30 protein-coding genes and 1 pseudogene are annotated in these 24,798 nt (G+C 72.9%); all 31 read right to left on the bottom strand.

What is annotated here, in order from left to right; all coding sequences use genetic code 11:
* Positions 1–95 precede the first annotated feature (95 nt).
* The 31 genes and pseudogenes from ACFUEL_RS11300 to ACFUEL_RS11150 all read right to left on the bottom strand — a co-directional run bounded on the left by ACFUEL_RS11300 (position 96) and on the right by ACFUEL_RS11150 (position 24,720).
* On the bottom strand, positions 96–563 hold the full coding sequence (locus ACFUEL_RS11300) for a hypothetical protein (protein ID WP_380235847.1): 468 nt from the start codon (positions 561–563) through the stop codon (positions 96–98).
* Positions 564–661: 98 nt separating this feature from the next.
* Positions 662–952, bottom strand: a complete 291-nt coding sequence (locus ACFUEL_RS11295) for a GTP cyclohydrolase I (RefSeq protein ID WP_380235846.1) — start codon at positions 950–952, stop codon at positions 662–664.
* A gap of 73 nt (positions 953–1,025) precedes the next feature.
* Positions 1,026–1,262, bottom strand: a pseudogene (locus tag ACFUEL_RS11290) (hypothetical protein); the annotation flags it as partial.
* Complete coding sequence (locus ACFUEL_RS11285; RefSeq protein WP_380235845.1) at positions 1,259–1,990, bottom strand: 7-carboxy-7-deazaguanine synthase QueE; 732 nt, start codon at positions 1,988–1,990, stop codon at positions 1,259–1,261. The gene ACFUEL_RS11285 and the pseudogene ACFUEL_RS11290, both read right to left, overlap by 4 nt.
* Positions 1,987–2,460 (bottom strand): 6-pyruvoyl tetrahydropterin synthase family protein, encoded by a 474-nt coding sequence (locus tag ACFUEL_RS11280; RefSeq protein WP_380235844.1) that lies wholly within the window; start codon positions 2,458–2,460, stop codon positions 1,987–1,989. Before ACFUEL_RS11280 ends, ACFUEL_RS11285 begins: the two co-directional genes overlap by 4 nt.
* Positions 2,457–2,816 (bottom strand): hypothetical protein, encoded by a 360-nt coding sequence (locus ACFUEL_RS11275; RefSeq protein WP_380235843.1) that lies wholly within the window; start codon positions 2,814–2,816, stop codon positions 2,457–2,459. The genes ACFUEL_RS11280 and ACFUEL_RS11275 overlap by 4 nt, the downstream gene beginning before the upstream one ends.
* On the bottom strand, positions 2,813–3,751 hold the full coding sequence (locus ACFUEL_RS11270) for a hypothetical protein (protein ID WP_380235842.1): 939 nt from the start codon (positions 3,749–3,751) through the stop codon (positions 2,813–2,815). Before ACFUEL_RS11270 ends, ACFUEL_RS11275 begins: the two co-directional genes overlap by 4 nt.
* The gene (locus ACFUEL_RS11265; protein WP_380235841.1) at positions 3,748–4,641 is read right to left on the bottom strand and encodes a hypothetical protein; all 894 of its coding nucleotides are present in this window, start codon (positions 4,639–4,641) and stop codon (positions 3,748–3,750) included. Before ACFUEL_RS11265 ends, ACFUEL_RS11270 begins: the two co-directional genes overlap by 4 nt.
* An 8-nt stretch (positions 4,642–4,649) precedes the next feature.
* The gene (locus ACFUEL_RS11260; RefSeq protein WP_380235840.1) at positions 4,650–5,480 is read right to left on the bottom strand and encodes a hypothetical protein; all 831 of its coding nucleotides are present in this window, start codon (positions 5,478–5,480) and stop codon (positions 4,650–4,652) included.
* A 68-nt stretch (positions 5,481–5,548) separates the two neighbouring features.
* On the bottom strand, positions 5,549–5,764 hold the full coding sequence (locus tag ACFUEL_RS11255) for a hypothetical protein (protein ID WP_380235839.1): 216 nt from the start codon (positions 5,762–5,764) through the stop codon (positions 5,549–5,551).
* 147 nt (positions 5,765–5,911) lie between these two features.
* Positions 5,912–7,186 (bottom strand): hypothetical protein, encoded by a 1,275-nt coding sequence (locus tag ACFUEL_RS11250; protein ID WP_380235837.1) that lies wholly within the window; start codon positions 7,184–7,186, stop codon positions 5,912–5,914.
* A gap of 83 nt (positions 7,187–7,269) precedes the next feature.
* The gene (locus ACFUEL_RS11245; protein ID WP_380235836.1) at positions 7,270–8,415 is read right to left on the bottom strand and encodes a recombinase RecT; all 1,146 of its coding nucleotides are present in this window, start codon (positions 8,413–8,415) and stop codon (positions 7,270–7,272) included.
* A 376-nt stretch (positions 8,416–8,791) separates the two neighbouring features.
* Positions 8,792–9,100, bottom strand: a complete 309-nt coding sequence (locus ACFUEL_RS11240; RefSeq protein WP_380235835.1) for a hypothetical protein — start codon at positions 9,098–9,100, stop codon at positions 8,792–8,794.
* Positions 9,101–9,234: 134 nt separating this feature from the next.
* Entirely contained in the window at positions 9,235–9,480 is a 246-nt protein-coding gene (locus ACFUEL_RS11235) for a hypothetical protein (protein WP_380235834.1), read from the bottom strand.
* A gap of 28 nt (positions 9,481–9,508) precedes the next feature.
* Positions 9,509–9,769 (bottom strand): hypothetical protein, encoded by a 261-nt coding sequence (locus ACFUEL_RS11230; protein WP_380235833.1) that lies wholly within the window; start codon positions 9,767–9,769, stop codon positions 9,509–9,511.
* Positions 9,770–9,783: 14 nt separating this feature from the next.
* Positions 9,784–9,954: a hypothetical protein gene (locus tag ACFUEL_RS11225; RefSeq protein ID WP_380235832.1), complete on the bottom strand. Its 171-nt coding sequence runs from the start codon at positions 9,952–9,954 to the stop codon at positions 9,784–9,786.
* A complete protein-coding gene (locus ACFUEL_RS11220) occupies positions 9,951–10,610 on the bottom strand; it encodes a hypothetical protein (RefSeq protein ID WP_380235831.1) in 660 nt (219 codons plus the stop codon). The genes ACFUEL_RS11225 and ACFUEL_RS11220 overlap by 4 nt, the downstream gene beginning before the upstream one ends.
* Positions 10,611–10,620: 10 nt before the next feature.
* Complete coding sequence (locus ACFUEL_RS11215) at positions 10,621–14,034, bottom strand: hypothetical protein (protein WP_380235830.1); 3,414 nt, start codon at positions 14,032–14,034, stop codon at positions 10,621–10,623.
* 16 nt (positions 14,035–14,050) lie between these two features.
* On the bottom strand, positions 14,051–14,878 hold the full coding sequence (locus ACFUEL_RS11210) for a hypothetical protein (protein ID WP_380235829.1): 828 nt from the start codon (positions 14,876–14,878) through the stop codon (positions 14,051–14,053).
* Positions 14,878–18,672, bottom strand: coding sequence for a hypothetical protein (locus tag ACFUEL_RS11205; RefSeq protein ID WP_380235828.1), 3,795 nt, complete (start codon positions 18,670–18,672; stop codon positions 14,878–14,880). Before ACFUEL_RS11205 ends, ACFUEL_RS11210 begins: the two co-directional genes overlap by 1 nt.
* Positions 18,665–18,931, bottom strand: a complete 267-nt coding sequence (locus ACFUEL_RS11200) for a hypothetical protein (RefSeq protein ID WP_380235827.1) — start codon at positions 18,929–18,931, stop codon at positions 18,665–18,667. Before ACFUEL_RS11200 ends, ACFUEL_RS11205 begins: the two co-directional genes overlap by 8 nt.
* A 5-nt stretch (positions 18,932–18,936) precedes the next feature.
* Positions 18,937–19,530, bottom strand: coding sequence for a hypothetical protein (locus ACFUEL_RS11195; RefSeq protein ID WP_380235826.1), 594 nt, complete (start codon positions 19,528–19,530; stop codon positions 18,937–18,939).
* A gap of 182 nt (positions 19,531–19,712) precedes the next feature.
* Complete coding sequence (locus ACFUEL_RS11190; protein ID WP_380235825.1) at positions 19,713–19,955, bottom strand: hypothetical protein; 243 nt, start codon at positions 19,953–19,955, stop codon at positions 19,713–19,715.
* 128 nt (positions 19,956–20,083) lie between these two features.
* Positions 20,084–20,629 carry a hypothetical protein gene (locus tag ACFUEL_RS11185; RefSeq protein ID WP_380235824.1) on the bottom strand — a complete coding sequence of 182 codons (546 nt, stop codon included), beginning with the start codon at positions 20,627–20,629 and terminating at the stop codon, positions 20,084–20,086.
* A 269-nt stretch (positions 20,630–20,898) separates the two neighbouring features.
* Positions 20,899–21,465 carry a hypothetical protein gene (locus ACFUEL_RS11180; RefSeq protein ID WP_380235823.1) on the bottom strand — a complete coding sequence of 189 codons (567 nt, stop codon included), beginning with the start codon at positions 21,463–21,465 and terminating at the stop codon, positions 20,899–20,901.
* A gap of 119 nt (positions 21,466–21,584) precedes the next feature.
* Positions 21,585–22,013, bottom strand: coding sequence for a hypothetical protein (locus tag ACFUEL_RS11175; RefSeq protein ID WP_100837003.1), 429 nt, complete (start codon positions 22,011–22,013; stop codon positions 21,585–21,587).
* Positions 22,006–22,263, bottom strand: coding sequence for a hypothetical protein (locus tag ACFUEL_RS11170; protein ID WP_380235822.1), 258 nt, complete (start codon positions 22,261–22,263; stop codon positions 22,006–22,008). Before ACFUEL_RS11170 ends, ACFUEL_RS11175 begins: the two co-directional genes overlap by 8 nt.
* 107 nt (positions 22,264–22,370) lie before the next feature.
* A complete protein-coding gene (locus tag ACFUEL_RS11165; protein ID WP_380235821.1) occupies positions 22,371–22,841 on the bottom strand; it encodes a hypothetical protein in 471 nt (156 codons plus the stop codon).
* Positions 22,841–23,182, bottom strand: a complete 342-nt coding sequence (locus ACFUEL_RS11160) for a hypothetical protein (RefSeq protein ID WP_380235819.1) — start codon at positions 23,180–23,182, stop codon at positions 22,841–22,843. The genes ACFUEL_RS11165 and ACFUEL_RS11160 overlap by 1 nt, the downstream gene beginning before the upstream one ends.
* Entirely contained in the window at positions 23,182–23,835 is a 654-nt protein-coding gene (locus tag ACFUEL_RS11155; protein ID WP_380235818.1) for a hypothetical protein, read from the bottom strand. The genes ACFUEL_RS11160 and ACFUEL_RS11155 overlap by 1 nt, the downstream gene beginning before the upstream one ends.
* A 117-nt stretch (positions 23,836–23,952) precedes the next feature.
* A complete protein-coding gene (locus ACFUEL_RS11150) occupies positions 23,953–24,720 on the bottom strand; it encodes a phosphotransferase (protein WP_380235817.1) in 768 nt (255 codons plus the stop codon).
* Between the last annotated feature and the right edge of the window lie 78 nt (positions 24,721–24,798).

Here is a 24,798-nt window from a genome sequence, read left to right as displayed (position 1 = left end):
ACCTAGGAACGTTCCGAGGTGGTCTAACACCCCGGGGCGGGGGCGCCGTCAGATTCTGACGGTGCCCCGCCCCGGGCCGTTGGCGCTGGGTGGGGCTACTCCCAGCCGAGGCTGTAGACCAGGTCGTCGTAGGCGTCGCCGGTCATGCCGCCGAGCACGCCGGGGAGCACGACCACCTTGACGCTGAACCCGGAGTCCTCGTTCACCAGGTTGCCGAACTTCGACTCACCGATGGCGGCCTGGGGAGGGCCGTCGCCGCTCTCCCAGATCGTCACGGGCAGCGCGTGGTCGGGCAGGTCGGCGATCACCCGGGTCATCAGCGAGACCGTCATGACCTGGGGGTCCTCCGGGTTGACCTGCGGCAGGCCGATGACCGGCACGCGGTGGCCGGACTCGCTGAGCACGTGGGCCTTCACGGCCCAGCCGAGGGCGAACGTGCCCTCCTCAGGGTTGGGGCGCTGGGCGACGACCAGCATGTCGTCCAGTGCCATGTGCAGTTGCGCCTTGAGGTCGCCGATCGTGATCGCGTCGGCGGGCAAGTCCCGGGGAACCCTGGTGAGCATCGGTGTCTCCTTCGTCAGGGGCCGGGGTTCGCAGCCCCGGCCTGGCGCTCCTATCCTCCCGCCGGACAGGCCAGCTTGGGAACAACTCCCTTGCTCTGTCAGGCAGATGACGGCATGAGGGCGAGGACTTCCACGCGGCGTGCCGGGTCGGCGTGGAGGGTACCGGTCAGGTGGGTGGTGACCATCGCGGCACCGTGGGCGCGGGCCCCGCGCAGGGTCATGCAGGCGTGGACGGAGCGGATCAGGCAGGCCGCGCCCTGGACGTCGAGGTGGGCCCCGAGCGCTTCCACGACCTGCTCGCCGAGGCGTTCTTGCACCTGCGGGCGGGCGGCGAACTCCTGCACGAGCCGTGCCAGCTTCGACAGGCCGACGATCCGCGCACCGGGCACCGGGCACCGGCAGGTAGGCGACGGCGGCCCGGCCGGTGAACGGCAGCCCGTGGTGCTCGCAGAGCGCGGTGAACGGCACGTCGACCGCGGCGATCAGGCCAGCCCGCTGTCCCTCGGGCGGGAAGGTGACGGCCAGGTGCCGGGTCGGGTCGAGGTGCTGGCCGGCGGTCAGCTCGGCGAGCGCCTTGGCGACCCGGGCGGGGGTGGCGGCGGTGGACTCGGTGTCGCAGGGGATGCCGAGCGCGGCGAACAGGCCGGCGGCGTGCTCGGCCGCGCGGGCGAGGTCGATGGTGCTGTCGGTGCTGGTCATCGTTCGCGTTCTCCAGGCCACAGCAGGACGTGCTGTCGCAGGGTCAGGTGCCAGTTCCGCCGGATGACGTCCTCGGCCAGCGCGCGGCCGGCGGCGATGGTCTGCTCGGGGGTGACGCCCTCGGGCATCACCCAGGTCGCGTGCGGCGGGATGCGGAAGCGGTCGGTCAGGGTGGCGATCTCCTCGAGGTCGTCGCTGTTCGCGGCGACGAACTTGAACCGGGCGCGGTCCTTGGCGGCGAGGTCGGCGAACGCCTCCAGGGCCTCGGGCTTGATCCGCCGGTCCTCCGGCATGCCGCTGTTGGCCAGCTTCGGGCTGACGTTGAAGACCAGGCGCGGCACGCCGAGGGAGACCGGCTTCGGCGCGAGGGTGCCGTTGGTCTCGATCTCGACGCGGCGGGTGGTGTACCGCAGGACGGCCATCAGCGAGCGCCAGGCGTCGGTGCTCTGGTGCAGCAGCGGCTCGCCCCCGGTGATGACGATCAGGGCGTGCGGGTGCTTGGCGGTGGTCTCCGCGAGGTCGACCACCGGCACGCGGCGGATCTCCTGGCGCAGGTCGAACCGCTTGCCGTCCCAGGTGTACGGGGTGTCGCACCAGGTGCAGGAGAGGTTGCAGGCTCCGAGGCGGAGGAACAGGGCGTTCTGGCCGGCGCTGGGGCCTTCGCCCTGGATGGTCGGGCCGAAGACCTCGGCGACGGGCAGGCTGGCGGGGGCAACGAGGGCGCTCACGCGGTCACCGCCCAGGAGGCGGCGTTGACGGCCGTCTCGGCGACGCGGACGTGGGAGACGTACGCGCCTGCGGCGCGCGGCAGGGCGTGCAGGGCCTCGTTGGCGACGCGGGAGAGCAGTTCGGCGACGGCCTCCACGCTCGGCCACTGGAGGCCCGCGGCGTGCTGCTCCTGCTCGGTCGGGTCGTCGGCGCCGAACCGGAACAGCTTGCTGCCCTGCCCGGCGAGGACCGGGGCGAGCGGGTCGTTGGCGCCGAGCATCGCGCCGTGGTCGAGGAAGGTGTCGATCCACTCGCGCAGGGCCCGCTTGAATGCGCCGAACTCCACGACGGTGCCGGCGGCGAGCACCGGCGCGGAGACGGTGATCTCGGCCCACCAGGAGTGGCCGTGCAGGTTCTCGCACTTGCCCGACAGGTGCGGCAGGCGGTGGGCGGTCTCGAAGTTGTGCCGGACGGTCACGGTGTGGGTCACGGCCGCTCGCCCTCCTGCAGCAGGGTGACGACCGCACCGGCTTCGCCGTCCTCGGACACGCCGACCTTGCTGACCCGCAGGCCCTTCGCCAGCAGGTAGTCCGCGAGGGTCCACGCCAGGGTCTCGCAGGACGCCGGTCCGCACTCGCGGTCGCCGGTACCCCACCAGCCGCGGATCTCGTCGGCCAGGTCGTGGAACTCGGTGTCGCGGTCGTCGTGGACGACGTGGACGCTCACCCTGATGTGGAACAGGTGGCGGTGCCGGGCCCGCAGGTAGGAGCGGTGGTCGGGCGCGGCCGGCCAGTGGTGGAACCCGGGCAGGCGGACTTCCGCCCAGACCTCGGTAGCTGATTTCACGGGAGCGGGTTCTCCGATTCGGTGACAGGGGGGTAGGTGGGCTGCCCGAGCAGGCCGTCGCGGGTGGTGCGGGCGAGCCGCCACACGGTGGTGGTCGCCTCGACGGTCTGCGCGCACATCAGGCAGCAGGCGGTGCGGCCGCGTTCCGGGTGGGCGGGCTGGTCGAGGTCGTAGGCGAAGCCGCGGTCGACGACGCCGACCTTGCGCAGCAGCGCGGAGTCGATCCGCACGTCCGGCCAGCGCAGCGGCCCGAGCCAGGTCGAGGAGTCGCAGGAGTCCGGGGGGACGGCCAGGCACCACTCGTTGACGGTCAGCCCGAGCACGTGCACCCACAGGTCGGGGTAGCGGCGGTGGCGCTCCCACAGGGTGTGCAGCAGGCGCAGCCGGACGGGGGCCGGGGCCTGGACGACGTTGCCGAAGCAGATGCGGTCGTACTGCTGGGCCAGCTCATCGAAGTAGTCCCAGCCGTCCACCAGCGGGTGGTAGACCGGGATCGGCGCGAGCCCTTCGGCTTCCAGCCGGGCGCGGGTGCGGATCTTGTTGTCCCGGCCGCCCTGGTCGAGTTCGATGTAGCCCCACAGCCGGTCGCCGTGGCGCTGCACCAGCTCGACGTACCGGGCGTACAGGGCGTCGAAGCCGTCGATCCGCTCCGGTGGCAGGCGCAGGGCCTCGTCCATGGAGATGCCGGGGTGGTCGCGCTTGTACTGGTTCGTCAGCCAGAAGATCCCGGAATCGAGCAGCACGCGGTGCCCGGCGTCCAGCAGCGCGGTCAGCTTGCGCTCGTGGCCGGCGGTCAGCAGGTCGTTGGTGGCCAGCAGCACGTGGTGTGGGTAGTGCTCGGAGTCGCCCGCGGCGAAGTACAGGTGCCGGTCGGCCGCATCGAACGCTCCGCCGCCGGTCTTCTTCCGCGCGGTGCCGCGCCGGGCCGGGCTCACCGCAACGCCCCTTCCGCCTCGGCGCGGGCCCCGGCCGGGCCGCCGGCCAGTTCCTCGGCGCGGTGGGCGGCGTGCTGCCAGCACCGGCCGAGGGCGGTGGCGGCGTCGGCGCACAGCCGGGCGGCGGCCTGGTAGGAGGCGCTGTCGTCCCGGGTGTAGCGGAAGCCCGCGGGCAGGTCGCCGACGCGGCGCAGCATCGCGGTCTCGATGCGCTGGTGGTTCCAGCGCAGCGGGGCCAGCCAGGAGGAGGAGTCGCAGGAGTCCGGGGCGAGCGGCAGGCACCACTCGTTCGCGGTCAGGCCGAGCGCGTGTATCCACAGGTGTGGATAACTTCGGCGCCGCTCCCAGATCGTGTGGAGCAGGCGCAGCCGCACCGGGGCGGACGCCTGGACGATGTTGCCGACGCAGATCCGGTCGTAGGTGGCCGCGAGCTCGTCGAAGTAGTCCCAGCCGTCCACCAGCGGGTGGTAGACGGGGATCGGGGACAGGCCGAGGTCGTGCAGGGCCGCGCGCTGGGCGCGCTTGTTGTCCCGGCCGCCCTGGTCGAGTTCGATGTAGCCCCACAGCCAGTCGCCGTAGGTGCGGGCGAGGTAGATGTAGCGCTCTCGGAGTTCGGCGAAGCCGTCGACTTCCTCGGGGGCCAGGCCCAGGGCCTCGTCCATCGTGATGCCGTGGGCGCGACAGTGCCGGTTGGTGAGCCAGAAGATCCCGGAGTCCAGGAGCACCCGGCAGCCGGCGTCGAGCAGGTCCCGCAGTCGCTGTTCCTCGCCAGCGGCCATCAGCTCGTTGGCGGCCATCAGTACGTACGGGCCCGCGTTGAACTCGCCTCCGCCCGCGGTGAAGTAGATCGGGTGCTCGTCCGGGTTGAAGGTGCCGCCCGCGGTCGGCATGACGGCCGTCACCGGCTGCCCGCGAGGACGGGGCTCTGGCCGCTGATGCGGGCCCACTTGTCCAGGAGGTGCCCGGCGAGGTACCGCTCGGGCTGCACCATCACCAGGCGGTGCTTGAGGGCTCGGTCGGCGAACGGCGCGAGGGGCGTCGGGTAGGGCAGGAAGAGGCTGCCGTCGGTCAGCAGCGGCGCCCACTGCGGCCAGCCGTCGAAGACCTCGGCGATGACGAGGCGGTGGTCGCCCAGCTCCCAGACCTGGCCGGTCTCGACCTGGTGCTCGGGTTCGCCGACGGTGACGCCGGCCAGCGCGAGGAGGTCGCCGCGGTTGGTCGGGCCCGCTTCCTCGGTCTCCGGCTCGGCAGGCTCCCTGCTGGCGGTGTCGAGGTCGGCGAGCAGCGCGTCGAGCTGCTGCTGGTCGAAGCCGGTGGCGGCGGCCAGCGCCGGGTCGGCTTGCTCCAGCTCGGACAGCAGCGCCGCGAGCCCTTCGCCGTCCCAGCCGCCCGCGGTGGTCAGCTGGTTGGACGCGACGAGGTACGCCTCCGCGTGGGCGTCGTCCCGGGACGCCCACCCCCGCACCACGGGGACGGTCCACGTCCCGTCCTCGGTGACGACCACGCCGTCCGGGGCGGCCTTGCCCGCGGCGCGGCGGCGCTCCAGGGTCTCGTATCGGCCGTGGCCGGCCACCAGGCGGCCGGTGCGTTCGTCCAGCAGGCCGGGCTCGGTGAAGTCGAACTGGTCGACGGAGCGGTCCAGCCCGCCGTCGTCGTGCCCTTTCGGGTTGCGGGCGGCGGGCCGGATCTGGTCCAGCGGCTGGTACTCGATGTATCGGGGGGCGGCCATGAGCGGGGAACCTAGGCGGCTTCACCGGGTTAGGTCGCGTCGACAACTTCCCCCGCTGCTGTGGGGGTTCAGGCCGTGGCGGGCGGCTCGGCGGTGTGCCGGGCGTAGCGGGCGCGGGTCGGTCCGAGGGCGCTGAACGGGTCGCCGAACTCGGTGACCATCCGGGCGTAGATCGGCGTCGGGGCCTCGGCCGGGGTAGCCGGTACCGTCGGTTCCCCGGTGCGGTTCGCGTTGAACCAGGGCGAGGGCGACAGGTCGGTGCCGGGCGCGTTCGGGGTGCTCACGGTTGTTCCTCTCAACTGGCTTTCGACGTGGGGACGTTAGGGGCGCGAGGCGACAGCGCCCTGTTCGTTGGCCGGGCGGGGACCGGCCCCGTGGCCCTTGACGGGGCACGGGACCGGCGGAAACGATGCGCACCGGAGTTGGCGGCCTTACCTGCGCCCGCGGGTCGCTCGGGCTGCGCGGGCGGCGGCCCGGATCCGGCGGACTTCCATCCGGCTGGTGGTGCGTGTCCTCTTCGTCGGGTAGTCCAGCTCGGCCAGCGCAGGCCGCTGCTCCTCCGGGAGGTCCCAGAGCCCTTCCAGCTGCCGCAGGCGCGCGGCGGGGTCGGGCTCGGGGTCCTTGAGCCTGCCGCCGGTGTGCACGTACTCGAACTCGCCGTACTCCCCCGGCGGTATCCCGTCCAGCAGGGCCTTGGCGACGTTCTGCGCCTTCTCCGCCTTGGACTTCTCCGCGCGGGTGCGGTCGTACTCGCCGAGAGCCCACTCGATGTCGTTGTCGTCGGTGACGAGGGTGTACGACTCCGGGGAGCGCCCGGCGGCCTCGGCCTGGTTCATGCTCCAGCAGTCGATGCGGGCCGGGCAGTAGCGGCGGCAGATCACGTCGGTGCTCGGCCCGGACCGGTCCCGGGGCAGGGGCGCGCCGAGGTCGAGAGCGGTGGCGATCGCGGTCAGGCGGCCGAGCGCCCGCCGGGCGGCCTGCTCGTCAAAGGGCCGGGTGAACTCCTCGTCCGCGCCGCTCTTGCGCTCGAAGTAGACGATCCGCACCTCCACCACGAGCTGGCCCGCGAGATGGAGCGCCAGCGCGTACAGCTGGCCCTGGTCCCACTCGGTTTCCGGCGGGCCGCTCTCCCCCACCACCGCCCACTTCCAGTCCCCGGCGGTCTTGTAGTCGTACAGCACGCCGGTCACCGGGTCGTACTCGTCGTACCTGCTCGGCCGGTCGAGGCCCGGCAGGGTGACGGACTGCTCGTACAGCCGCCACGGGTACAGGGCACGCCGGCGGCGCGAGACGGAGTCGTGGATGAGGGTTCCGGCGAGGGCCGCGCGCCGGTCGGCGGGGGCCGGGACGTACCCGGGGGGCGGGTTCTCCCGGTACCAGATCGCGCGGCGGCACGATCCGGTGTCGGACGCGCCGATCGACCACTCGCCGGGCTTCTTCGGTCGGCGGGGCCGCCGCCGCCGGGGCCGGTCGGACTGCGCGAGGTCCTGGCCGAGCCGGTTGTCGGCGGCCGACTGGGCGCGTTCGAGGAGGACGTCGGCGGGGTCGCGCCGATAGCGGGCGCAGTTGGTGGCCGGGTGGCCGCCGGAGCGTTGAGCACCTCGGTGCACGTGGCGGGGCGCGCCGCAGCGGCACGGCAGGGGGCTGGGTCCGACGGCCCGGGTGGAGGCGAGCGCGCGGGCGCGCTCGATGAGGGGCTGCTGCATCAGGGAAGTCCGTGTCTGGGCAGGCCGCAGGGCCGCGCGGGCGGCGCGGGCCCTGCGGGAAGGGTGAGGGGCGGGCGGGGCGGTCAGTCCTGCGGGGTGGCCGCTTTGCTCCAGACCTTCGTGTCGGGGTCGAGGTCGATCAGCAGTCCGCCGGCCTCGATGTGCTCGGCCGCCTGCGGGTGGCGCTCCCTCAGCTCGACGATGACGTAGGACCGCCACTCGGTGAGCAGTTCTTCGAGCTGGTCGGCCATCGCCGCGTTGACCCCGACGCCCGTCGCCTTGCGCCACCGCGCGGTCATCTTCGTGACGGTGCTGCCCATCGCGGCGGCGTAGGCCCGCAGCTCGCTGCGCAGGTTGTCCGCTGTGCGCGGCGCGGACGGCTTCGGGGCGCTGCCGCTACCGGCCTCGTCGTCGTCGGCAGCGGGCGGGGTGGCTGTGGCGCTGACGACGGTGCCGGGGATCACCGCGCCGCTCTGCGCCAGGTCGCGGGCGTCCCGGCGGCGGGCCGCCGCTTCCTCCCGGTCCGTCTCGCGCTGCGCGGCGTCGGCCTGCTCCATCTCGGCGTGCTCGTAGATCCCGACGAGCTCCCGGGGGAAGGCGCTGCGCCACGCCAGGGCCTCGGCGACCTTGCCGATCATGTGGGCGGGCATGACCGGCCACTGCCCGGTGAGGACGCGGTTGCCGGTCCGGTGCCCCTCGCCGGTGGTGGGGTCCCGCTTCCACTCGTCCTTGCCGACGGCGAACTCGGAGAAGACGGCGACGGCCTGGGTGACCGTCACGTCTCCGGCCATGCTGCGGTGCTCGATGCGGCACATCGCGGCGGCGGGGGGTTCGGTGTGGAGCCAGACGTCCACCCAGCGGCGACGGTTGATGCCGTCTTCTCCAACGGTCCACCGCGCCGGGTCGTCCTCGGGGCCGGTCCAGAACGGGCCGACGCGGCGGATGAACCGGCCGGTGCGCTGCCCGGTGTGCCGGAACCCGTCGATGCCGGTCTGGGCGGTGTAGTACAGCTCGTCCTGCCCGAACACCTTGCGCTTGCGCTTGATGTAGTAGATCTCGCGGCGGAACGGGTCCAGGCCGGTGGACTTGCAGATGTGGAAGAACGCGACGAGGTCGGGCATCGGCGCGTCGGCGAGGCCGATCGCACCCAGGGCCGCTCGCTGCGCCTTCGTCCAGAACCGCTGGTCGCCGGTGATCTCCAGGACCTGGTCGGCCGTCCGGATCGCCATCTCCTCGCGGTTGTCCGTCAGAGGAGTGACCGATTCTTGTTCAACTTGCTTTTCCTGCACGGGAGTTGTCACCACAAAGTGCCTTCCTGTCTCCAAGGGCGGCACCGGGGTTCGCAGGCCCCGGTGTGGCTGCCTACCCCTACCCTCCCGTTCGCCGGGCCTACGTGGGAACACCCACCACGTGGCCAACTCGGCTGCGGTTCATGGAGATTGGAAGTGTGGCACGCCGGGCCCGCGGGTTGCGAAGCCGCCCGAATCCGCGCGCTCCCCTTGATAGGAGACAGCCCCGAAGGGTTGGTTGCCGGAGCACACGGCCGGTCGGCCCGGCGGCCACATCATCACTCTAGGGTAGAGCCGGCCTCCGACACAGGGCCGGTTACCGGATCGGGCGCCGCTCGGCGGAGGTCGCCTGCTCCACCGCGCCCGCCCCGGTGTGCTGCCACAGCCCGTCGTAGAACGTCTTCGAGGCGACGACGGTCAGGGCGATGGTGGTGAGCGCGGTCTGCGCGTGGGCGATGTCGCCGCGGGCGAGGACGGTGACGGTGCCGACGATCGCGGCCACCACGGTGCCGATGACGGCGCGCAGCGGCTTGCTCCAGGACGGCTGCTGGATCAGGGCGGTCGCCCAGGGGGTGAGGGCGCCGAGCAGCAGGCCCCACGCCTCGGTGTCGTTGAGGATGTTCACGGTCGTCTCCCGGTGCTGGTGATGGACGGGGCTGGGGTCGGATCAGAGCGGCCAGGTCGCGGCCAGCGCGATGCCGGCGGCGGCCAGGTAGCCGGCGGTGACGGGGTAGCGGGACAGCAGCCGGGTCCGCTGGGCTACTCGCGGGGCGGCCGTTCGTCCCTTGACAGCGCGGCGGGCAGTCCCGCGAGGGTCAGCCCGGTGATGATCACGCTCGGGTCGGCGGGCGGCGTCCATGCCTCCCGGACGATCAGCACCGCCCCGAGCAGGAACAGGGCCAGGTCCCGGATCGACTTCCATCCCGTGATCTCGCGCCATCTGGCCCTCCGTCGGTGTCGGCGGCCAGCGGCAGGTTGCTGCTGGTCATCCGGTGCCTGTTCCACAGCGGGGGACGGTAGGGGCGGCCGGGGGTTACGGTCGCGTCGAGCCGCCCTGCAGCGAAGCGGCGGTGGCCTTCAGTGCGGCGATCTCGCGGTCCTTGTCGGCCAGGGCCTGCTTGAGGGCGGCGAGTTGGCTGTCCTTCTCCGCCTCCTGGGAGGCACGGGCGGCGTTCTCCGTGCGGGCGAGGGCGAGTTGGGCCTGCGTCTGGCCCCACGCTTCGACCAGCTGCGTGCGCAGCTGGTCGATGAACTGCTGGGCTTCCACGGTGACCTGCTCGGCGGGCGGCGTCATGGCGGCACTTCCGTTCACTTCGTCTGCTGGTGGTCGGCGGGCCGAGGGCACTCGCAGGGGCGGGCGGCGGCCCGCAGCTGCTGCACGCCGGCGCGCAGCAGCGCTGCTTCGGCGGGGGTGAGGCGGCGGCGATCGGCGGTCCCGAGAAGGCGGTCCAGCTGCTCGGGGGTGGGGGCGTCGCTCATGCCGGCTCCTGGTCGCTGTCGCGGGCGCGGGCCTGGTCCCGCTCGGGCAGCGCAGCGTCCCACACCGGCTCGGCGAGCGTCTGCGGGTGGCGGTTCGCGGCCGGGCGGTACGGTGCGGCGGGCTGCTGCCGGGCGAAGCGTCGGCGGACCTGCTCCACGAACTCGGTCTTCTCCGCGACACCTTCGGGGGTGATGCCGTGGTTGGCCCGGATCACCTCGAGGGGGTCGGTGGCTGCGCGCGCCGCGGCGGCCCCGGTTTTCCCGGTCGGCGCGGGGGCGGCGGTGACGGTGACGAGGGTCTGCTTGGCGTGGGCGATGCGCTCCAGGTGCGCGGCGCGGGCGGTCGCCCGGTCGGGCGCGTTGTGCAGGGCGACGGGAGCCGGGTCCGGGGCGGCCAGTCCCTTCGCCGCCGTGCTGGCCGGGGCGCTCAAGAGGTCGGACAGGAACGGCTCGTGGAGCAGCATGTCGAGGATCTGGTCGAGGCCGTCCGGGGTGCGGTGGTCGATGTCGTACTCGGCGGCCCGCCACTCCAGCGAGGACGTCGGGAAGATGGTCAGGTGGTGCTGGCCGTCCGGGCGTTCCTGCCGAATCTCCCAGCACTCCATGTCTCCCTCGACGGTCCGGGCGACGTCGATGATGCGGTACTGCTCGGGCATGGGTGTCCTGTCAGATGCGGTAGCACCAGAAGCCGACGGAGCCGCCGGCGCTGGTGGAGGCGAGGGCGGTGGTGAAGCCTGTGGTGCTGGACGCGGTGACCTGCCAGGCGCGCACCGCGCCGCTGTCCCGGAAGGTGACGATCGGCACCATGTCGGAGACCATCGTCGGGCCGTATCCGAGAGCCAGGGACGCCCAGTTGGTCTTCTGGACGGTGCCGGTGAACCAGCCGTAGTCGGGGTCGGCGTACCAGTAGTTGGGGAAGGTGCCCCTGTACTGGATGGCCGGGTTGTCGAGCCACAGTTCGCTGGTGCCGCCGTCGTCGTTGCGTCGGCCGAGGTTCGCGCCCCAGGTCTGGGCGGTGACGTAGCCGTGGAGCGTGTTCTGCGTGATGTAGGCGAGCGCCGCGCCGTCGGCCGCGGTCATCCGGACGGTGCCGCCCCAGGTCTCCTGGGTGTCGGTGCGGATCGTCTCCAGCGCGGTCGCGGAGTCGGTCATGTAGAGCCGGTACGCGGCGGTCTGCCCGTTGGCGGTGAAGGTGCCGGAGTTGAGGCCGATGTAGGCGGCGCCGTTGCTCCCGCCGACGGCGTTGATGAAGGCGTAGTTGTTGCCGCTGCTGGGGAAGAAGCGGATCTCCGGCAGGCCGACGACCGGATTGATCTCGATGCGCTGGCCGGTGGTGCCGCTGGCGAGGCTGCCGACGAGCTTGACGTCGCCGGTCGCGGCGGAGACGGCGACGGTCTTCACCCCGGCGGTGTTCCACGCCTCGACGCCGCCGGAGTTGAGCTCGACCCGCGCGCCGCTGTCGGCGGTCTTGATGCGGGCGGAGAGCGTGACGTCCGCCTTGAGCTGGCCGACGGTGAGCTTGCTGGCGGAGACGGTGCCGATGTGGGCGTCCTGGATCGTCGCCAGGGCGATCTTCGCGCCGACGATCGTGGCGTCGGCGATCTGCACCGAGCCGATGATGTTCGGCGGGAACTCCAGCGACTCCAGGGTGAGCATGTCGACTTCGGTGACGGCCGTCGTGCCGCCGCCGGTGTTCAGCAGCAGCAAGGGCCGGACGTACCGCACGTCCGGGTGCAGGGTGGTGGGCTGCTGCGGGTCGGGCTGGGTGGTCCAGAACGGCCCGGCGGCGGGCCCGTAGCCCTTGAGGAACCCGGTGAGGGTCACCCAGCCCGACCCGACGGCGAGCTGGGTGGCGTTCGCGCTGACGGGGAAGGGCTGGCCGACGCGGGTGGTGCCGTCGGCGGCGATGCCGACCAGGCCGACCGTGACGGTGCTCGGGGTGCCGGCGGTCTGCCGGGCCCTCACCGACATGCGGTACAGCACGGCGGGGTCGAGCAGCAGGTTCTCCGCCCACTCCAGGCGCACCGTGCGGGTGGCGACGAGGGCCCGGCCGCCGGTGGGGGCGTCCGGGCGCGCGGCGGTCACCCAGGCGGCGTCGCTGTCGCCCGCGGTCTTCGCCCAGCGGGCGTCGTCGGTGGCGAAGCCGGTGAAGAAGGAGGTCTGCAGGCTGGCGCGTTCGACGTCGGCCCACTTCCCGGCGGTGAGGATCTTGTCTGCCAGGTCGGAGCCGATCACCATGTCCGGGACGGCCGAGTCCTCGGCGGACGGTGCGGAGGCGTTGCCCGCCCGGTCGACGGCGACGAACTTCAGGTAGTAGGTGGTGCCGTACGCGAGGCCGGTGATCGGCGCGGCGGCTGCGCCGACCAGCCGGTCGGTGACCGTCCCAGGGTTCGGGGTGAACCCGGCCGCGGTGGAGATGTGGACTTCGACGTGGGCGAAGTCGGCGGGCATCGGCTCGCCCTGCGCGTCCAGCCCGTTCCAGGAGGCGCGGATGCCGCCGATGAGCCGGGCGACGGTCGGCGCCGACGGCACCGGCGGCGGCGTGGTGTCGCTGGCGAGGACCATCTCCTCGGACAGCCGCCAGTCGGAGGAGTTGCCGGAGGCGTCCACGGTGCGCACCCGGGCCTGGAGGCGCTGCCCGGCCGGGAGCTGGTCGTAGTGGGCGATCGTGCCGTGCACGGTCTGCTCCGGGGACCACTGCGGATCCTCACCGCCCAGAGGCAGGCCGGGCAGCAGGTAGGAGACGAGGTACGCGCCGGCGTCGTCGTACGCGGTGCCGTCCGCGTTACGGGTCACCTCCGGCCAGGAGACGGCGAGTGCGGCGTGCTGCTGGCCGTCCGCGTCCAGGTAGGCCCAGGAGCCGAGCAGCACCGCGGCGGGCCGATCGGGGGCGACGGTGTCGTTGCGGTCGCCGAGCGGCGGCAGCGGGGTGCGGGAGGCGGTGGCGGAGCCGTTGGTGAGGGCGTCGAGCTGCCGCTGCACCCGGATGCGCTGCTCCACGAACAGGTCGTTGAGTTCCAGGCTGGTGCTGGGCTGGCCGGAGGTGTCGTACGTGGTGGCGATGGTGCGCACCCGCAGCGGCTCCAGCTCGGTGGGGCTCAGGCGCCGCTGGTCGTAGCGCAGGTAGTGCCCGGCCGGGGGAAGGCGGTCCCGGCCGCCTCCGGCTCGGGGGTCGAGTTCGACGGTGAAGCCCTCGGCGGCGGCGGCCATGCCGCCCAGGGTGACCCGGGCCAGTTCGGCGAGGGTCTCAGCGTCGGTGATGCCGCCGCGCCCGTCGAACGCCTCCCGGCGGCCGTACCGGGCGGCCGCGGTCGGGTTGACGACCTCGGCGAGGTTGCCGCCGTCGCCCGCGGCCAGCAGGTAGGAGCGCACCTGGCGGCGGGAGCGCTGCCGGGGCCCCTTGAGGACGTCCCGGCCCAGGTACAGCACCACGTCCGGGTGGTCGACGGCGCACGCGGTGTCGGGCACGTAGGCGCGCAGCCTGTAGCCGTCCATCCGGACGTCCGCCCACCCGGCGTCCGTGATCGACTGCACGGTCTTGAGCAGGTCGCCGCCGGCGTCGTACTGCACGGTGTAGGTGGTGGGCCAGGGCTGCCCGGCGCTGTCCACGCTGCTGGTGAAGTCCCACTCGATCTCCGGGAGGGCCCCGCGTTCCTGGGCGCGCTGCAGCAGCGTGGCGATGATCGCGCCGGGGGTGGCGTTGACGAACGGGAAGTGCGCGTCGAGGCCGGTGACGGGCTGACCGGCGCTGTGGCCGACGGGGTAGATGATGGCGCGCTCCAGCAGGGCGAGCGCACCGCGGCAGCCGACCTGGATCGGGCGGGCTTCGCCGGCGTCGTCGGCGGGGTCGTCGCCGTCGTCCTCCAGTAGGTACCGCTCAGGCTGCTCCACGCCGTCGACGACGAGGCAGAGGCGGGGGTCGTCGCCGGACAGCAGGGCCGCGCCGATCGCGTTGCGCGGGTAGGTGAAGCTCAGCGCGCCGGGGCCGTTGTGCTCCTCCTGGGTCTTCACGTCGGCGGGGTATGGCAGGAGCCCGAGCAGGGTGCCGCTCGGGCTCAGGGCTCGCAGGTGGACGGCCACGGTGTCTTCTCCCGGGTCAGGTCAGGTAGGCGCGGCGGCCGGTGACGGAGAGCTGGGTGGTGAGGCCCGGGTTGGTGCCGGTCAGGCGGACGCTCGGGGCGGTGCCGGGCAGGCCGGGGGCCAGGCGCAGGAAGGCGGGGCCGGTGTTGGTCAGGCGGCCGGGGTCGGGGACGAGACCGCCGCTGCCGGTCAGCTGCCAGGTGGCGGCGTCCACGGTCAGGGCCTGCCCGGCGGTGATCTGCCCGGTGTAGGTGAAGGAGTCGCCGCCGGGCCCGTCGGTGGTGTCGGTGACGGTAGGGGCGGTGATCGGCCCGGTGATGCGGTAGGCGAGTTTCTCCATCGGGGCGGTGGCGTCCGCGAACGGCTCCAGGTCGAGGTCCTGCGGGAGCGGTGCGCCGGGCGCGGTGGCCTCGAACGCTGTGTCGGCGGACTCCCAGTAGCCCGCCGGAACGTTGACCTCCAGGCTGATGCGCATGCCGTCCTGGCCGAGCGGGGTGGGGGTGAGCGCGGAGAGCACTTCGCCCTGGCAGCGGCGGACCTGCCCGGCCGCGGTGTGCCGCTCGAAGGTCAGCAGCCGGTGCGGGCGGGCGACGGCGCGCAGCAGGTCCTCCCAGGCGGCTTCGACGTCCTGCCAGCGTCCGCCGGCGGGCGCCAGCCACAGGGCGAGGGTGAACTTGCCGGGGCCGTGGTGCTTGGGCCGCCACAGCTCGCCGATGCGGCCCGGCACGGTGGCGTTCGCGCCGACGACCGCGGGGGTGGCGGTCAGCCCGGCCCGGTACTCGACGTCGCGGACCAGGCCGTCGGTGAGGTCGTAGCCGTCCACCAGCCAGCGTTCGAAGGCCATCAGGCGCTCTCCTTGTCGAACAGGCCGAACGAGGCGAGGGCCCGCAGCCGGTTGTTGACGGTCTCCCCCGGGGTCTCGGGCAGCGGGTTGGTGATGTACTGCACGATCGCGCCGGGCGAGATGACGGTGCCGATGCGCTGGCCCGCTCCGGCGTCGGCGAGTTGCCCGCGGGCGGCGTTGAGGGCGGCGACGGCCGGACTGCCGCCGAGGCCGCGCACGGCTTGCGGGGTCAGCACGCCTTCGCCGGGCGACAGGCGCGCCAGGGCGCTGTCCTGGCCGGGGGCGTAGCCGGGCACGACGCCGCCGGTGGAGTAGCCGCGGACGAAGGCCAGCACCCCGTCGACGGCCCGGTTGACCATGCCGCGCATCATGGCGGCCCACCGGGTGTCGGGCATCCAGTTGAACATCGACCGCACGGGGGCGAGGGCCTTGCCGAGGGCGCTGGTGGCCCAGCCGCGCAGCTTGTCGAGGCCGGCGTCGACCAGGCCGCCGAGGCCGAAGCCCTCCACGGGCGCACCGGCCTGGGACAGGCGTCCGGCGCGGGCGGCGTCGTTGAGGGCGGTGATGCCGCCTTCGCCGCCGAGCTGCCGCACGGCCTGCGGGATGAGGATGCCTTCCCCGGGGGAGAGCATCGCGGGGACGGTGTCGCGGCCCGGGGCGTAGCCGGGCACGACGCCGCCTCGGGCGAAGTTGACGGTGAAGCTGGGCAGCTTGCTCAGGCCGAAGTTGTCGGCGAGGGCGTTCCACAGTCGGCGGATGCCGCCGTCGTAGACGATGTTGACCCAGAACTTGATCGGCGCGCCGAAGACCGAAGTCAGGATCGGCCACAGCCACTTGATGAAGTCGACCAGGCCGTTGAGGGCGAACTTCGCTCCGTCGACCAGCCCGCCGATCGCGGCGTTGACGACGGAGCGGAACCACTCCGACTTCTGGTAGGCCGTCACGAACGCGACGACCAGCGCGGCGATCGCCGCGATGATCAACATCACCGGGTTGGCCGACAGGGCGAGCATCGCCACGCGCAGCGCCGAGATCGCGTTCGAGACGGCCATGATCCCGCCGGCCACACCGGCGACCATCAGCAGCGCGGAGACGAACTCGCCCATGCCGGGGATCGACAGCAGCAGCTGCACGGTCGAGGCGACGGCCTGGATGACCAGCAGGAACCCGGACAGGGTGTTGCCCAGGCCGCCGAGCTGGGAGGCGATCCCGGCGATCGAGGTCAGCAGCCCGAGGAGCTGCCCCCACAGTTGGCCGTTGCCCAGCGCCCCGGCGAGCTGGACGACGACGGGCAGGAACTCGGTCCGCAGCCGGGCGAGCAGCGGGGCGAGCGCCGGGTTGTTGGTGAAGTTGAACCAGGCGAGGCCGACCGCGGCCGCCAGCCGACCGATCTCCTGGAGGACCGGGACGGTGTTGGCGAAGTACCCGGCGAGCTTGGACTGGTTCTCGCTCTCGCCGGTCAGCTGCCGGAAGGCGCTGGCCGCGCCGGAGAGCGAGTTGAGGAGCTGCTGCCCGGCCGGGGCGGCGGCCCGCCCGACGTTGTACAGGCCGAGGCCGATGTCCCGCAGGACACCCCACAGCTGCGCGCCGGTGTCGCCCGCCCGCTGGAAGAACGCGCCGAGCTGCCCGCCGTCGCGCCGCGCCTGGATGAACGCGGCGGCCAGCGCCATGCCCCGCTCGGCGCCGCCGGCCAGCCGCTCCAGCAGCGGCCCGGCCGCCACCGTGACGTTGCGCAGCGCGTCGGCCGCGCTCAGCCCGGCGTTGGCGACCGAGCCGACGACCCGGGCGTTCGTCTGGCCGATCGTCGCCAGGTCCGCGCGCCACGGGCCCGAGGTCGCCATCTCGGCGCCCCGCAGCGCGGCCTCGCCGAGGACCTGCCCGGTCTGCCGGATCGCCGAATCGAAGATCGGCAGCAGGGACAGGCCCCGGTTGATCCCCTTCTCCAGCGGAGGCAGCAGCGCCTCCTGGGCGGTGTCCCGCAGCCCGCGCAGCGCGGGCTGCACCGTGCCGGAGATGAACCGGGCGAAGCGCTGCCCGGCCGGGGACAGCGCGTTGAGGGCCTTCTCGGCGACGCTGGCGGCGCTGCTGGTGGAAGCCAGCGCCTGGTTCTGGTCCCGCAGCGCCCGGGCGACGTCCCGCTGCGCGTCTGCTACTTGCTCGGCGGAACGTTTCTGCTGGAGGCCGGCTTCGCGGACCGTGCGGTCCAGCTCGGTGTGCGCGTCCCGGACGTCGCGCACCGCCTGGACGCGGGCACGGGCGGCCTGCTCCTCGGCGTCCTGGACGCCGCGCACCGCGTCCTGCTCGGACTCCTGGGCGCGGGCCAGTTGCTCCTTCGCGGAGACGACCTGGTCGCTGCCCTCGACGCCCTGCTCGTTGGCCTTCTTGACGTCCTCGGCGAGCCGGGCGTTGCGGACTCGGACGTCCTCGAGCTGGTTGACCGCCTCCTGGTAGGAGATCTGGGCTTCCCGCCGGTCCGTCTCCGAGGAGTACGGCGAGATGTTGACCTGGTTGAGCCGGGAGCGGGCCTGCTCCAGCGCCAGCAGCGCCTTCTGCTCCTCCAGCGGCCCGCGGGCCACGTCCCGGTTCAGGTCCTCCAGGGTGCGCTGGGCGTCCTGCCGGGCGTCGTTGAGCGCCTGCTGCGCCTGGGCGGCGGCCTGGTGCGCGCGGGCGACCCCGAGTTCGGCTGACGCGAGCTGCCGGTCGGCTGCAGCGACCGACGCGGCGGCCTGCTGCTCGACGTCGGCGAGCCGCTGGCAGGCTTGGGCGACCTGCTCGGCCCCGCGCAGCGCCTGCTCGTCGCTGTCGCGCTGCGCGGCGGCCAGGCGGCGCTGGGCGTCGGCTACCCGGTCGGCGGCGGCCTGCCGGGCCTGCGCGGCGGCCGACGACGCCCCGGCCGAGTCGGTGTCCGCCTTGCCGAGGGCCTTGACGGCGGCGCCGATCCCGGAGAACGCGGCCAGGATCGTGCCCGCGCCCTGGGCGGCGGCGCTCATCGCGCCGGGCAGCGCCCCGATCAGCCCGACCGCGGGCGCGGCGGCCGAGCCGAGGGCGAACAGCCCACCGGCGGCCTGCGTGAGGGCCTGTCCGAGCGCCAGAGCGCCGGAGGCCATCGCGGGCAGCCGGGCCAGCCCGGCGATCGTGGATCCCAGGCCCTCCGCCGCCTGCAGCAGCCCGCCGCCGGCCTCCCCTGCCCCGGCGGAGCCGCGGGGGTTGAGGGGGACGTCTACCGGCCGGGACGCGGCCGTGCGGAACGCGGCCAGCCGGGTGGTCGCGGCGGCCGTGTCGAGCTCGACCTTGACCTTGACCCGTAGGCCGACAAGGGCGTCCCGGACCTGGGCGCGCAGGCTCGCCGCGTCGACGTCGACGCCGAGGCGGACTCGGGTGGAGGCGGACTCGGCGACCGCCCGGACGCGCTCCTTGACGCCGTCGGCGTCCAGCAGCGCCAGGACCCGCAGATACGCGACGCCCCGGGTGGCCTCCCGGATCTTGGCGCTGAGGCCGTCGGCGTCGAAGTCGGCGGCGACCTGCACCCGGGCCTTCGCCGCCTGGACCGCGGTCTGGACGCGCTGGCGCAGGCCGGAGGTGTCGGCCTCGACCGCGACCTTGATACGGGCCCGGACGGAGCCCGCGACGGCCTCGACCCGCTCGCGCAGCCCGGCAGCATCCGGCTCCAGGCGGATGCGCGCCCGCAGATTGCGGGTGGCCGCATCGACGCGGACCTTCGCGTCCGACCCGAAACCCGCCGAGTCGGCAACAACCTCGACAACCAGGCGGCCGGAGTCGATCTCGTCAGCCACGACGGACCGCCCTCCCGCTGCGGCGCAGCACGCCGACCGCGCGGGCCATGCCCTGAGCGTCGCCACCGCGCTCGCGCGCGGCGGCCTTCAGGTGGGCCGGGCGCGGCAGCTCGACCGGCTTGAGCAGACGGCGGTCGGCCGCGAACACCGATACCATCTCGACCAGCTGCGCCAGCAGTTCCTCCGTCAGCCCCCACCGGTCGGTGCCGACGTCGGCGGCGGGACGGCGCAGCAGCGCGTCAGCGGGCAGCCCCCGCATCAGCGTCAGGAGGCGTCGGGTGCCGAGGAATCCAGCGTCACCGGGACGCCGCCAGACACCGCGGGCATCGAGCCGGTAGTACCGCTGGAAGTCGGCTTCGAGGTCGTCCCACCGCTCGAAGGCGAGCCGGACGGCCCCATGAGTTCCCCCAGGCCGGCACCGCCCGAGAAGTACTTCGCCGACAGGGCGCGTACCAGCTCGAAGACGTCCGTGTGGCTGGGGCGCTGCTCCATCAGCCGGGCGAAGCCGTCCTCACCGAGCAGACGGCGGCCCATCTCCGCAGCCGCGGCGAGCAAGTCGGACGGCAGGGTCGGCTCGGAGCCGAGCACGTCCACGATCAGGCTCGCGGCCTGGGTCTGCTGCTCGCCCTGCGACTGCGCGGCCTCCACCAGCGAGCGCAGCAGCAGCGGCAGGTACGGGATGCCGATCAGCGGCTCCCACACCGCGAGCGGCAGCTCGGCCGGGAGCACCGCCACGGTGACGCCGCCGAAGATGATCGGCTCCTCGCCGACGGTGTACTCGGCCTGCGCGGCCTGGGCCTTCTCGGCAGCGGCGGCCAGCCGGCGGCGGCGCGCGGCGTCCAGGTCGATCCCGGCCATGTCGGCTCCTCGGTCTGTCGGCAACGGAACGCCGCAGACCGTAGGAGCCGGTGGTGGTTAGCGTCGCGCCCAGCACCAGGCGCGGGAGCGCCCGGTGTTGGCGGAGACCGCCACCAACGCGGGAGGGGCCGCCGACGTACTGGCGGCCCCTCCTACGAGTTAGGTGGTGCCATTCACAAGGGTCAGGCGCGTCGGGTCCTCCACCAGTCCCCGACGATCACGAACAAGGAGACCTCAGCCGTCAGCAGCATGACCTCCATGGCCGTGAAGCTGCCGACGGTCCCGCACACGAGGGCGCCGAGGACGACCGCTGACAACCCGTCGGCTGTGCTCACCTGCTGGATTGCCCGAACGATCCGACCTCGGACGACCCTCTCGGCGGGCCGGTCGTGGTCCTCTTCGGGGCCACGCGCGATAATGCTCATCGGTACCTTTCTGACTTGATCAGGTTGGTGCTGGAACCGCCGTTCCCCCGCTGCGCTTGCTAGGGCCAACGCGGGGGACGGCGGAGTCTCATCTGCGAAGCTCCAAAATCGACTTGGCGGTGCCCAGGTCACTGCCGGATGTCTTGGGTCGCATAGCCCCAGACGTCCCGGAAAGCCTGCTTCGCACCGGAAAGGAACTGGTCGCTTCGGTTGGGGCTCTCTTCTTCGCCGCCGTCGTTCATCTCGCCGGGGAACGCTTCACAGAGGGCCAGGTACCACTCGTCGGGCCACCTGGCCCCTCGACATGCCCTGTTCATCTCCCGCTCGGCATCGAGGTCCGGGTGGTTCTTCATACGCCATTGGATGTTCAACAGGTAAGTCAGTTGGTACTTACGCCTGTTGAGCCAGACCAGCCAGTCCCAAGGCGCCTGCTTAGCGAGTTCGAGGCCAGCCCGGTAGCCTTCTTCGTAGTCTTCCCGGGCCGCAGCCCGGAGCCGTTCACCGACAACCACGAGGCTGATCTCAGCCCCGTCTGGCCGGTGAGGCTCGTTTTCCCTGTCGGCGGTGAGAACGGTCAAGCTCCGCTGCACGAGCTGACTCGGGCTATCCCCAGGGTGGAGCGTTTGCGCCTGCTCAAGAAGTGCGTCCGGAACGGAGACCGATAGCTTCGCCATGCACGGATAGTATCGACATACTCACTCCTACTGCAAGGCATACCCGTTTTTTCCTACCCTCCAGGCAGGAAGCGTGCTGGGAGCGGAAGGAGCCCTGCACTGGCCGCAATGCGAACGCAGCGATGCCCCGTCCGGAGGGGATCGGACGGGGCATCGTGGGCGCGGTCGGCCCCGGGGAAGGGGGCGGCGGGGGCCGACCGGCGTGATCCACACTATGCGGACCGCAGACCGATGGGCACAGCCTCAACTGCGCTGGCCAGAGCGGGTTTTCACGCTGCCGGGGCGAAGCCGGGGTCGTCGGTCAGGTCGTACCACGGGTCGGTGGACTCGCCGCCGATGATGGCCAGTTCCAGGGGCAGCGTGGACTCGGCGTCATCCGGGAACTTCTGGTTCACCGCCGCGACCTGCTCGCACAGCGGCACGATCCGGCGGTAGTGCTTCGCGCCGTCGATCAGCTCGACCACCGCGGCGAACTGCTTGCGTCCGCCAACCTTCGGCGGGGTGTACCGGTAGAAGGTCTTCGAGTCCTGGGTGACCGTGGTGACCTCGCCGCCGCCGTACACCGCGCAGATGTTGTTGGCGTTCCACTCCTGCAGCTCCACCTTGACCGTCGCCGCGTCCTCCGTCTGGATGGTGCGCGCCGCGTACCGCAGCTGGTGCGAGCGGAGCTTCTCGAACTTCGGGTCGGTGTTCCACTCCAGCGAACCGGGCTTGAACAGCCCGGCCTCCTTCCACCCGGTGGGCAGCGCCACCACCGGGTCCGCCGGCGCGACCGTACCCGGCACCGCCAGGTACAGACGGGCCATCTGCGCGACGAACATGCTCTCTGCGGGCACGGCCGGTCCTCCTTGATGCGGGCCGTCAACGACGGACCGGACCGTAGGCCGGGCAAGTCAGTAGCGTCGCCCCGGGCAGCGCGCGTGGGGCTGTCGCAGAACTCGCATAACCCGCCCGGTTACCGGGGCGCGGGGTGCGCGGTGACGGCCACGACGACGAGGTACCGGCCCTGGCCGGTCGGCTCCGGCAGCCACCCCCCGGCCGACAGCGCCCTCACCGCGGTCACCACCGGCCGCCCCGGCACGGCCTGCTGCCCGGCCAGCTCGTGCAGCGCCTTCACGGCCACTGTGAACGCCTTCCGCAGCTCCGGCCGGGGCGTGGAGCGGTCCAGGTCTCCGAGCGCTTCGACCTGGAGGTGGAAGGTGGCGGTCCAGCGCCACCCGGGGGCGGAGCCGCCCGGCACCTGGGTGATGCGGATACGCGGGTAGGGCGGGGTGTTGCGGGCACCGACCCGGCCGGGGCCGCCAAGGGCCCCGGTCAGCTCGGCGTGGCCGGACAGCCAGGTGACGGCCAGCTCCTCCGGGTCCAGGGAGCCCAGGTCACTCACTCGCCGGACCCGCGGCCGACTTGTTCGCCGGCGGCTTGGCCATGGACGGCTTGCGCTCGGCGGCCGGGGCGAGGGCCTTCGCCACGGCCTGCGGGTCGTTGGGGTCCACCCCGGCGACGTACCCGGCGGTGATCAGCTTGCGGGCCTCGTGGGTCGGCACGTCGATCTCGTCGCCGGGCAGCAGCTGCGCGCCGTCCCGGTCGAAGTGGTGGGCGAGGGTGATGCGGACGGTGCCGGGTGCGGCGGCCATGTCGACTCCTTCGAGCGGTTGGGGTGACCGGGCGAAGGAAAGCAGGCGTGAGGGCTACCGTCCCGCCGGAGAGCAGCCTGGCCGCCCCCGTAGCAGGGGCGGCCGGTTCACCGGTGCCGGTTGGCGACCTCGGAGGCGGCGGCGCCCATGAAGTGGCTGCCGTCGCCGTGTGCGTACTCCGCCTCGGCGGCCCGCGGGTAGTCGCAGGTCACGGTGGCGCGTACGCGCGTGCCGGAGGTGGCGGCCTTGCCCGCCGTGATGGTGGCGGCGACGGCTTCCGGGTCCTCGGTGACGGTGCAGCGGCACCCGGCGGTCTCCTCCACCGGGCCGTCCGGATCGCGGGGCCGGTCGAGCGTCGCATTGCCCACGGAGAACGGCAGCGGAGCGGGCACGGTCTGCCCGTCGGCGGCCTGGTGGCTGGGCCGGGCGTTGCCGTCCTCCTGGGTGTGCCAGGTCTTCGCCGCGGGCGCACGCCTGCGGGCTGCTTCTGCGACTTCCTCGGCAAGTCGTTCGGTGTGACGGCGCATCAGCGGGGCGAGCCGTTCGGCGAGGTCGGCGGGCAGCACGAGGCGGGCCATCAGGGGTGTCCTTCCACTCGGGTTCCTCCGGCCTCGCGGGACCGGGCGGTCACCCGGACGTAGGCCAGTGCCGGGTCGGCGGCGTGCACCAGCTCGTCGGCGGCGGTGACCGTCCACTCCTTGCCGGTGGCCGGCTCCACCACCAGGTCGCCGACCAGCAGGGTGCCGGCCTGCGGGTCGAGCGCCAGGTGCCAGGTGCCGTCCGGCTGGGGCAGGGCGCGGCCAGGCCACGGGCCCCGCAGCGGGCCGGGCAGCCCGGTCACCTCAGCGCCGTGGGCATCAAGGCCGGGAGCGCCCCGGGTGCGGACGCCGAGCTGACGGTCGGCCAGCAGCACGCTCATCAGCGCCCGCCCGGGATGGTCAGGCCGGGCGGGTTGGGCCTGACCGGGGCCTGGTAGACCCGGCGGCCGCGCAGCCGCCACCGGTCTGTGGTCGCAAGGTCGGGCGCGACGAGCAACACCGGCGGCTCAGCCGCGGTGTCGTAGGTGATCGACTGGCCCTCCACCGAGGCGGAGGCGATGCGGCGCTGCCGGACGGGTGCGTCGGCGAGTAGCGGGTGGTGGCAGGCCGTCGCGCGGACCCACAGGCGCAACGGCGCGGTCTCCGGGTCGGTTCGGGCGTCGATGCCCGCGATGTAGATGACGGTGTAGGTCGGCGGCCCGAACGAGGCGGTAGGCGACGTCTCCAGGTCGGGGGTGGCGGAGATGACCGTGATGACGGGGGCGTGGCTGAGGATCCATCCGCTGGTGTCGGCCCGGACGCCGCTCTCGGTGTACTGGACGGGCAGGAGCGGTCGGCCGAGGTGCGCGACGAGGGTGTCCTGCGCGTCCTCGATGGCGGTCTCGATGCGCTGCCGCGCATCGTCGGTCAGCGGTACGGGCAGGCCGAGGCGGCGGGCGACTTCCTCGGCCGTGACAATCAGCTCCACCGTGTCCTCCTCGCGCAGCTTGGCGGCGAGCAGGACGGTAGGCGGCGGCCGGGCTTGTGTCGCCATCAGCTCCACCGAACTGGTCCGGTCGGCCTTGGCTGCCAGGCGACATCAACGGGTGGGACCGCGAGAGCGGATCGGCTTCGGTCGGGACCGGCCGTGCCCGGGATGCCGCAGCGTCTGTCAGCCTGCGGCGTTGGCGGGTGCCGCCGCCTTGACGAAGTTGGCAGGGGTCCAGCCCCAGGGGAACTGACGCTCCGCCAGGAGGGTGTCCAGCCGGTAGCCGGCCTGCGGCAGGACCTCGGGCCTGGTGCGTGTTCCCCACTCCGCGTAGAAGAGGTAGGAGCCGATGCCGAGCAGCATGGCGATCGTCCGGTACGGGAGGCCGCCGGCGGCGGTGGTGATGTCGTAGCCGTAGCCGTTCACCCAGTCCTCGTGGATGGAGGGGTCGAGGCCGAAGGCGTCGCGGCCGAACGCGGCGGCGGACTGGTCGATGGCCGGGTGGCCGATGCTGAGGGTTTCCAGGTCGAGCAGCGCGGTGCGGCCGGTGGGGAGGACGGCCGCGTTGGTGGGGTTGAGGTCGAGGTGGACGGTGCGCGGCGCGGGCCAGGTGATGCGGGTGTAGGCGTCGGCGGTGCGGGTGAGGAGAGCGAGGAGCTGGGCGCGGTCGGTTTCGGAGATCACGCTCGACGGGAGCAGGGTGATGCGGCGGGCCGCGCTGTCGATCTTGTCGATGTGCGGGAGGCCCAGGCCGGTCAGGGGCGGGAGGCGGTGCAGGCGGGCGGCGGCCTCGCCGAGCTGGCCCCAGGTGGGTTCCTCGGTGCCCAGATCCTCGGTGAAGCTGACCACCAGGCCGCCTTCGGTGGTGATGGGGCGGCCGTCGCCGACGGGGGCGGCGGTGGGTATGCCTGCCGCGATCAGGGCCTGAGAAAGTGTCGGGTAATTGATCAACTGCGTGGCGTGATCGCTGGCGGTGATCGTTGCGGTCGAGGTGTTCCGTGATGATCGCCGCCATGTGTGTCTGCGCGT

Origin of the sequence: Kitasatospora sp. NPDC057198 (genome assembly GCF_042670125.1) — a bacterium.
In the GTDB taxonomy this organism is placed as follows: domain Bacteria; phylum Actinomycetota; class Actinomycetes; order Streptomycetales; family Streptomycetaceae; genus Kitasatospora.
Note: the sequence above shows the minus strand (reverse complement) of the source record. Positions and strands in the feature narration are given on the sequence as shown.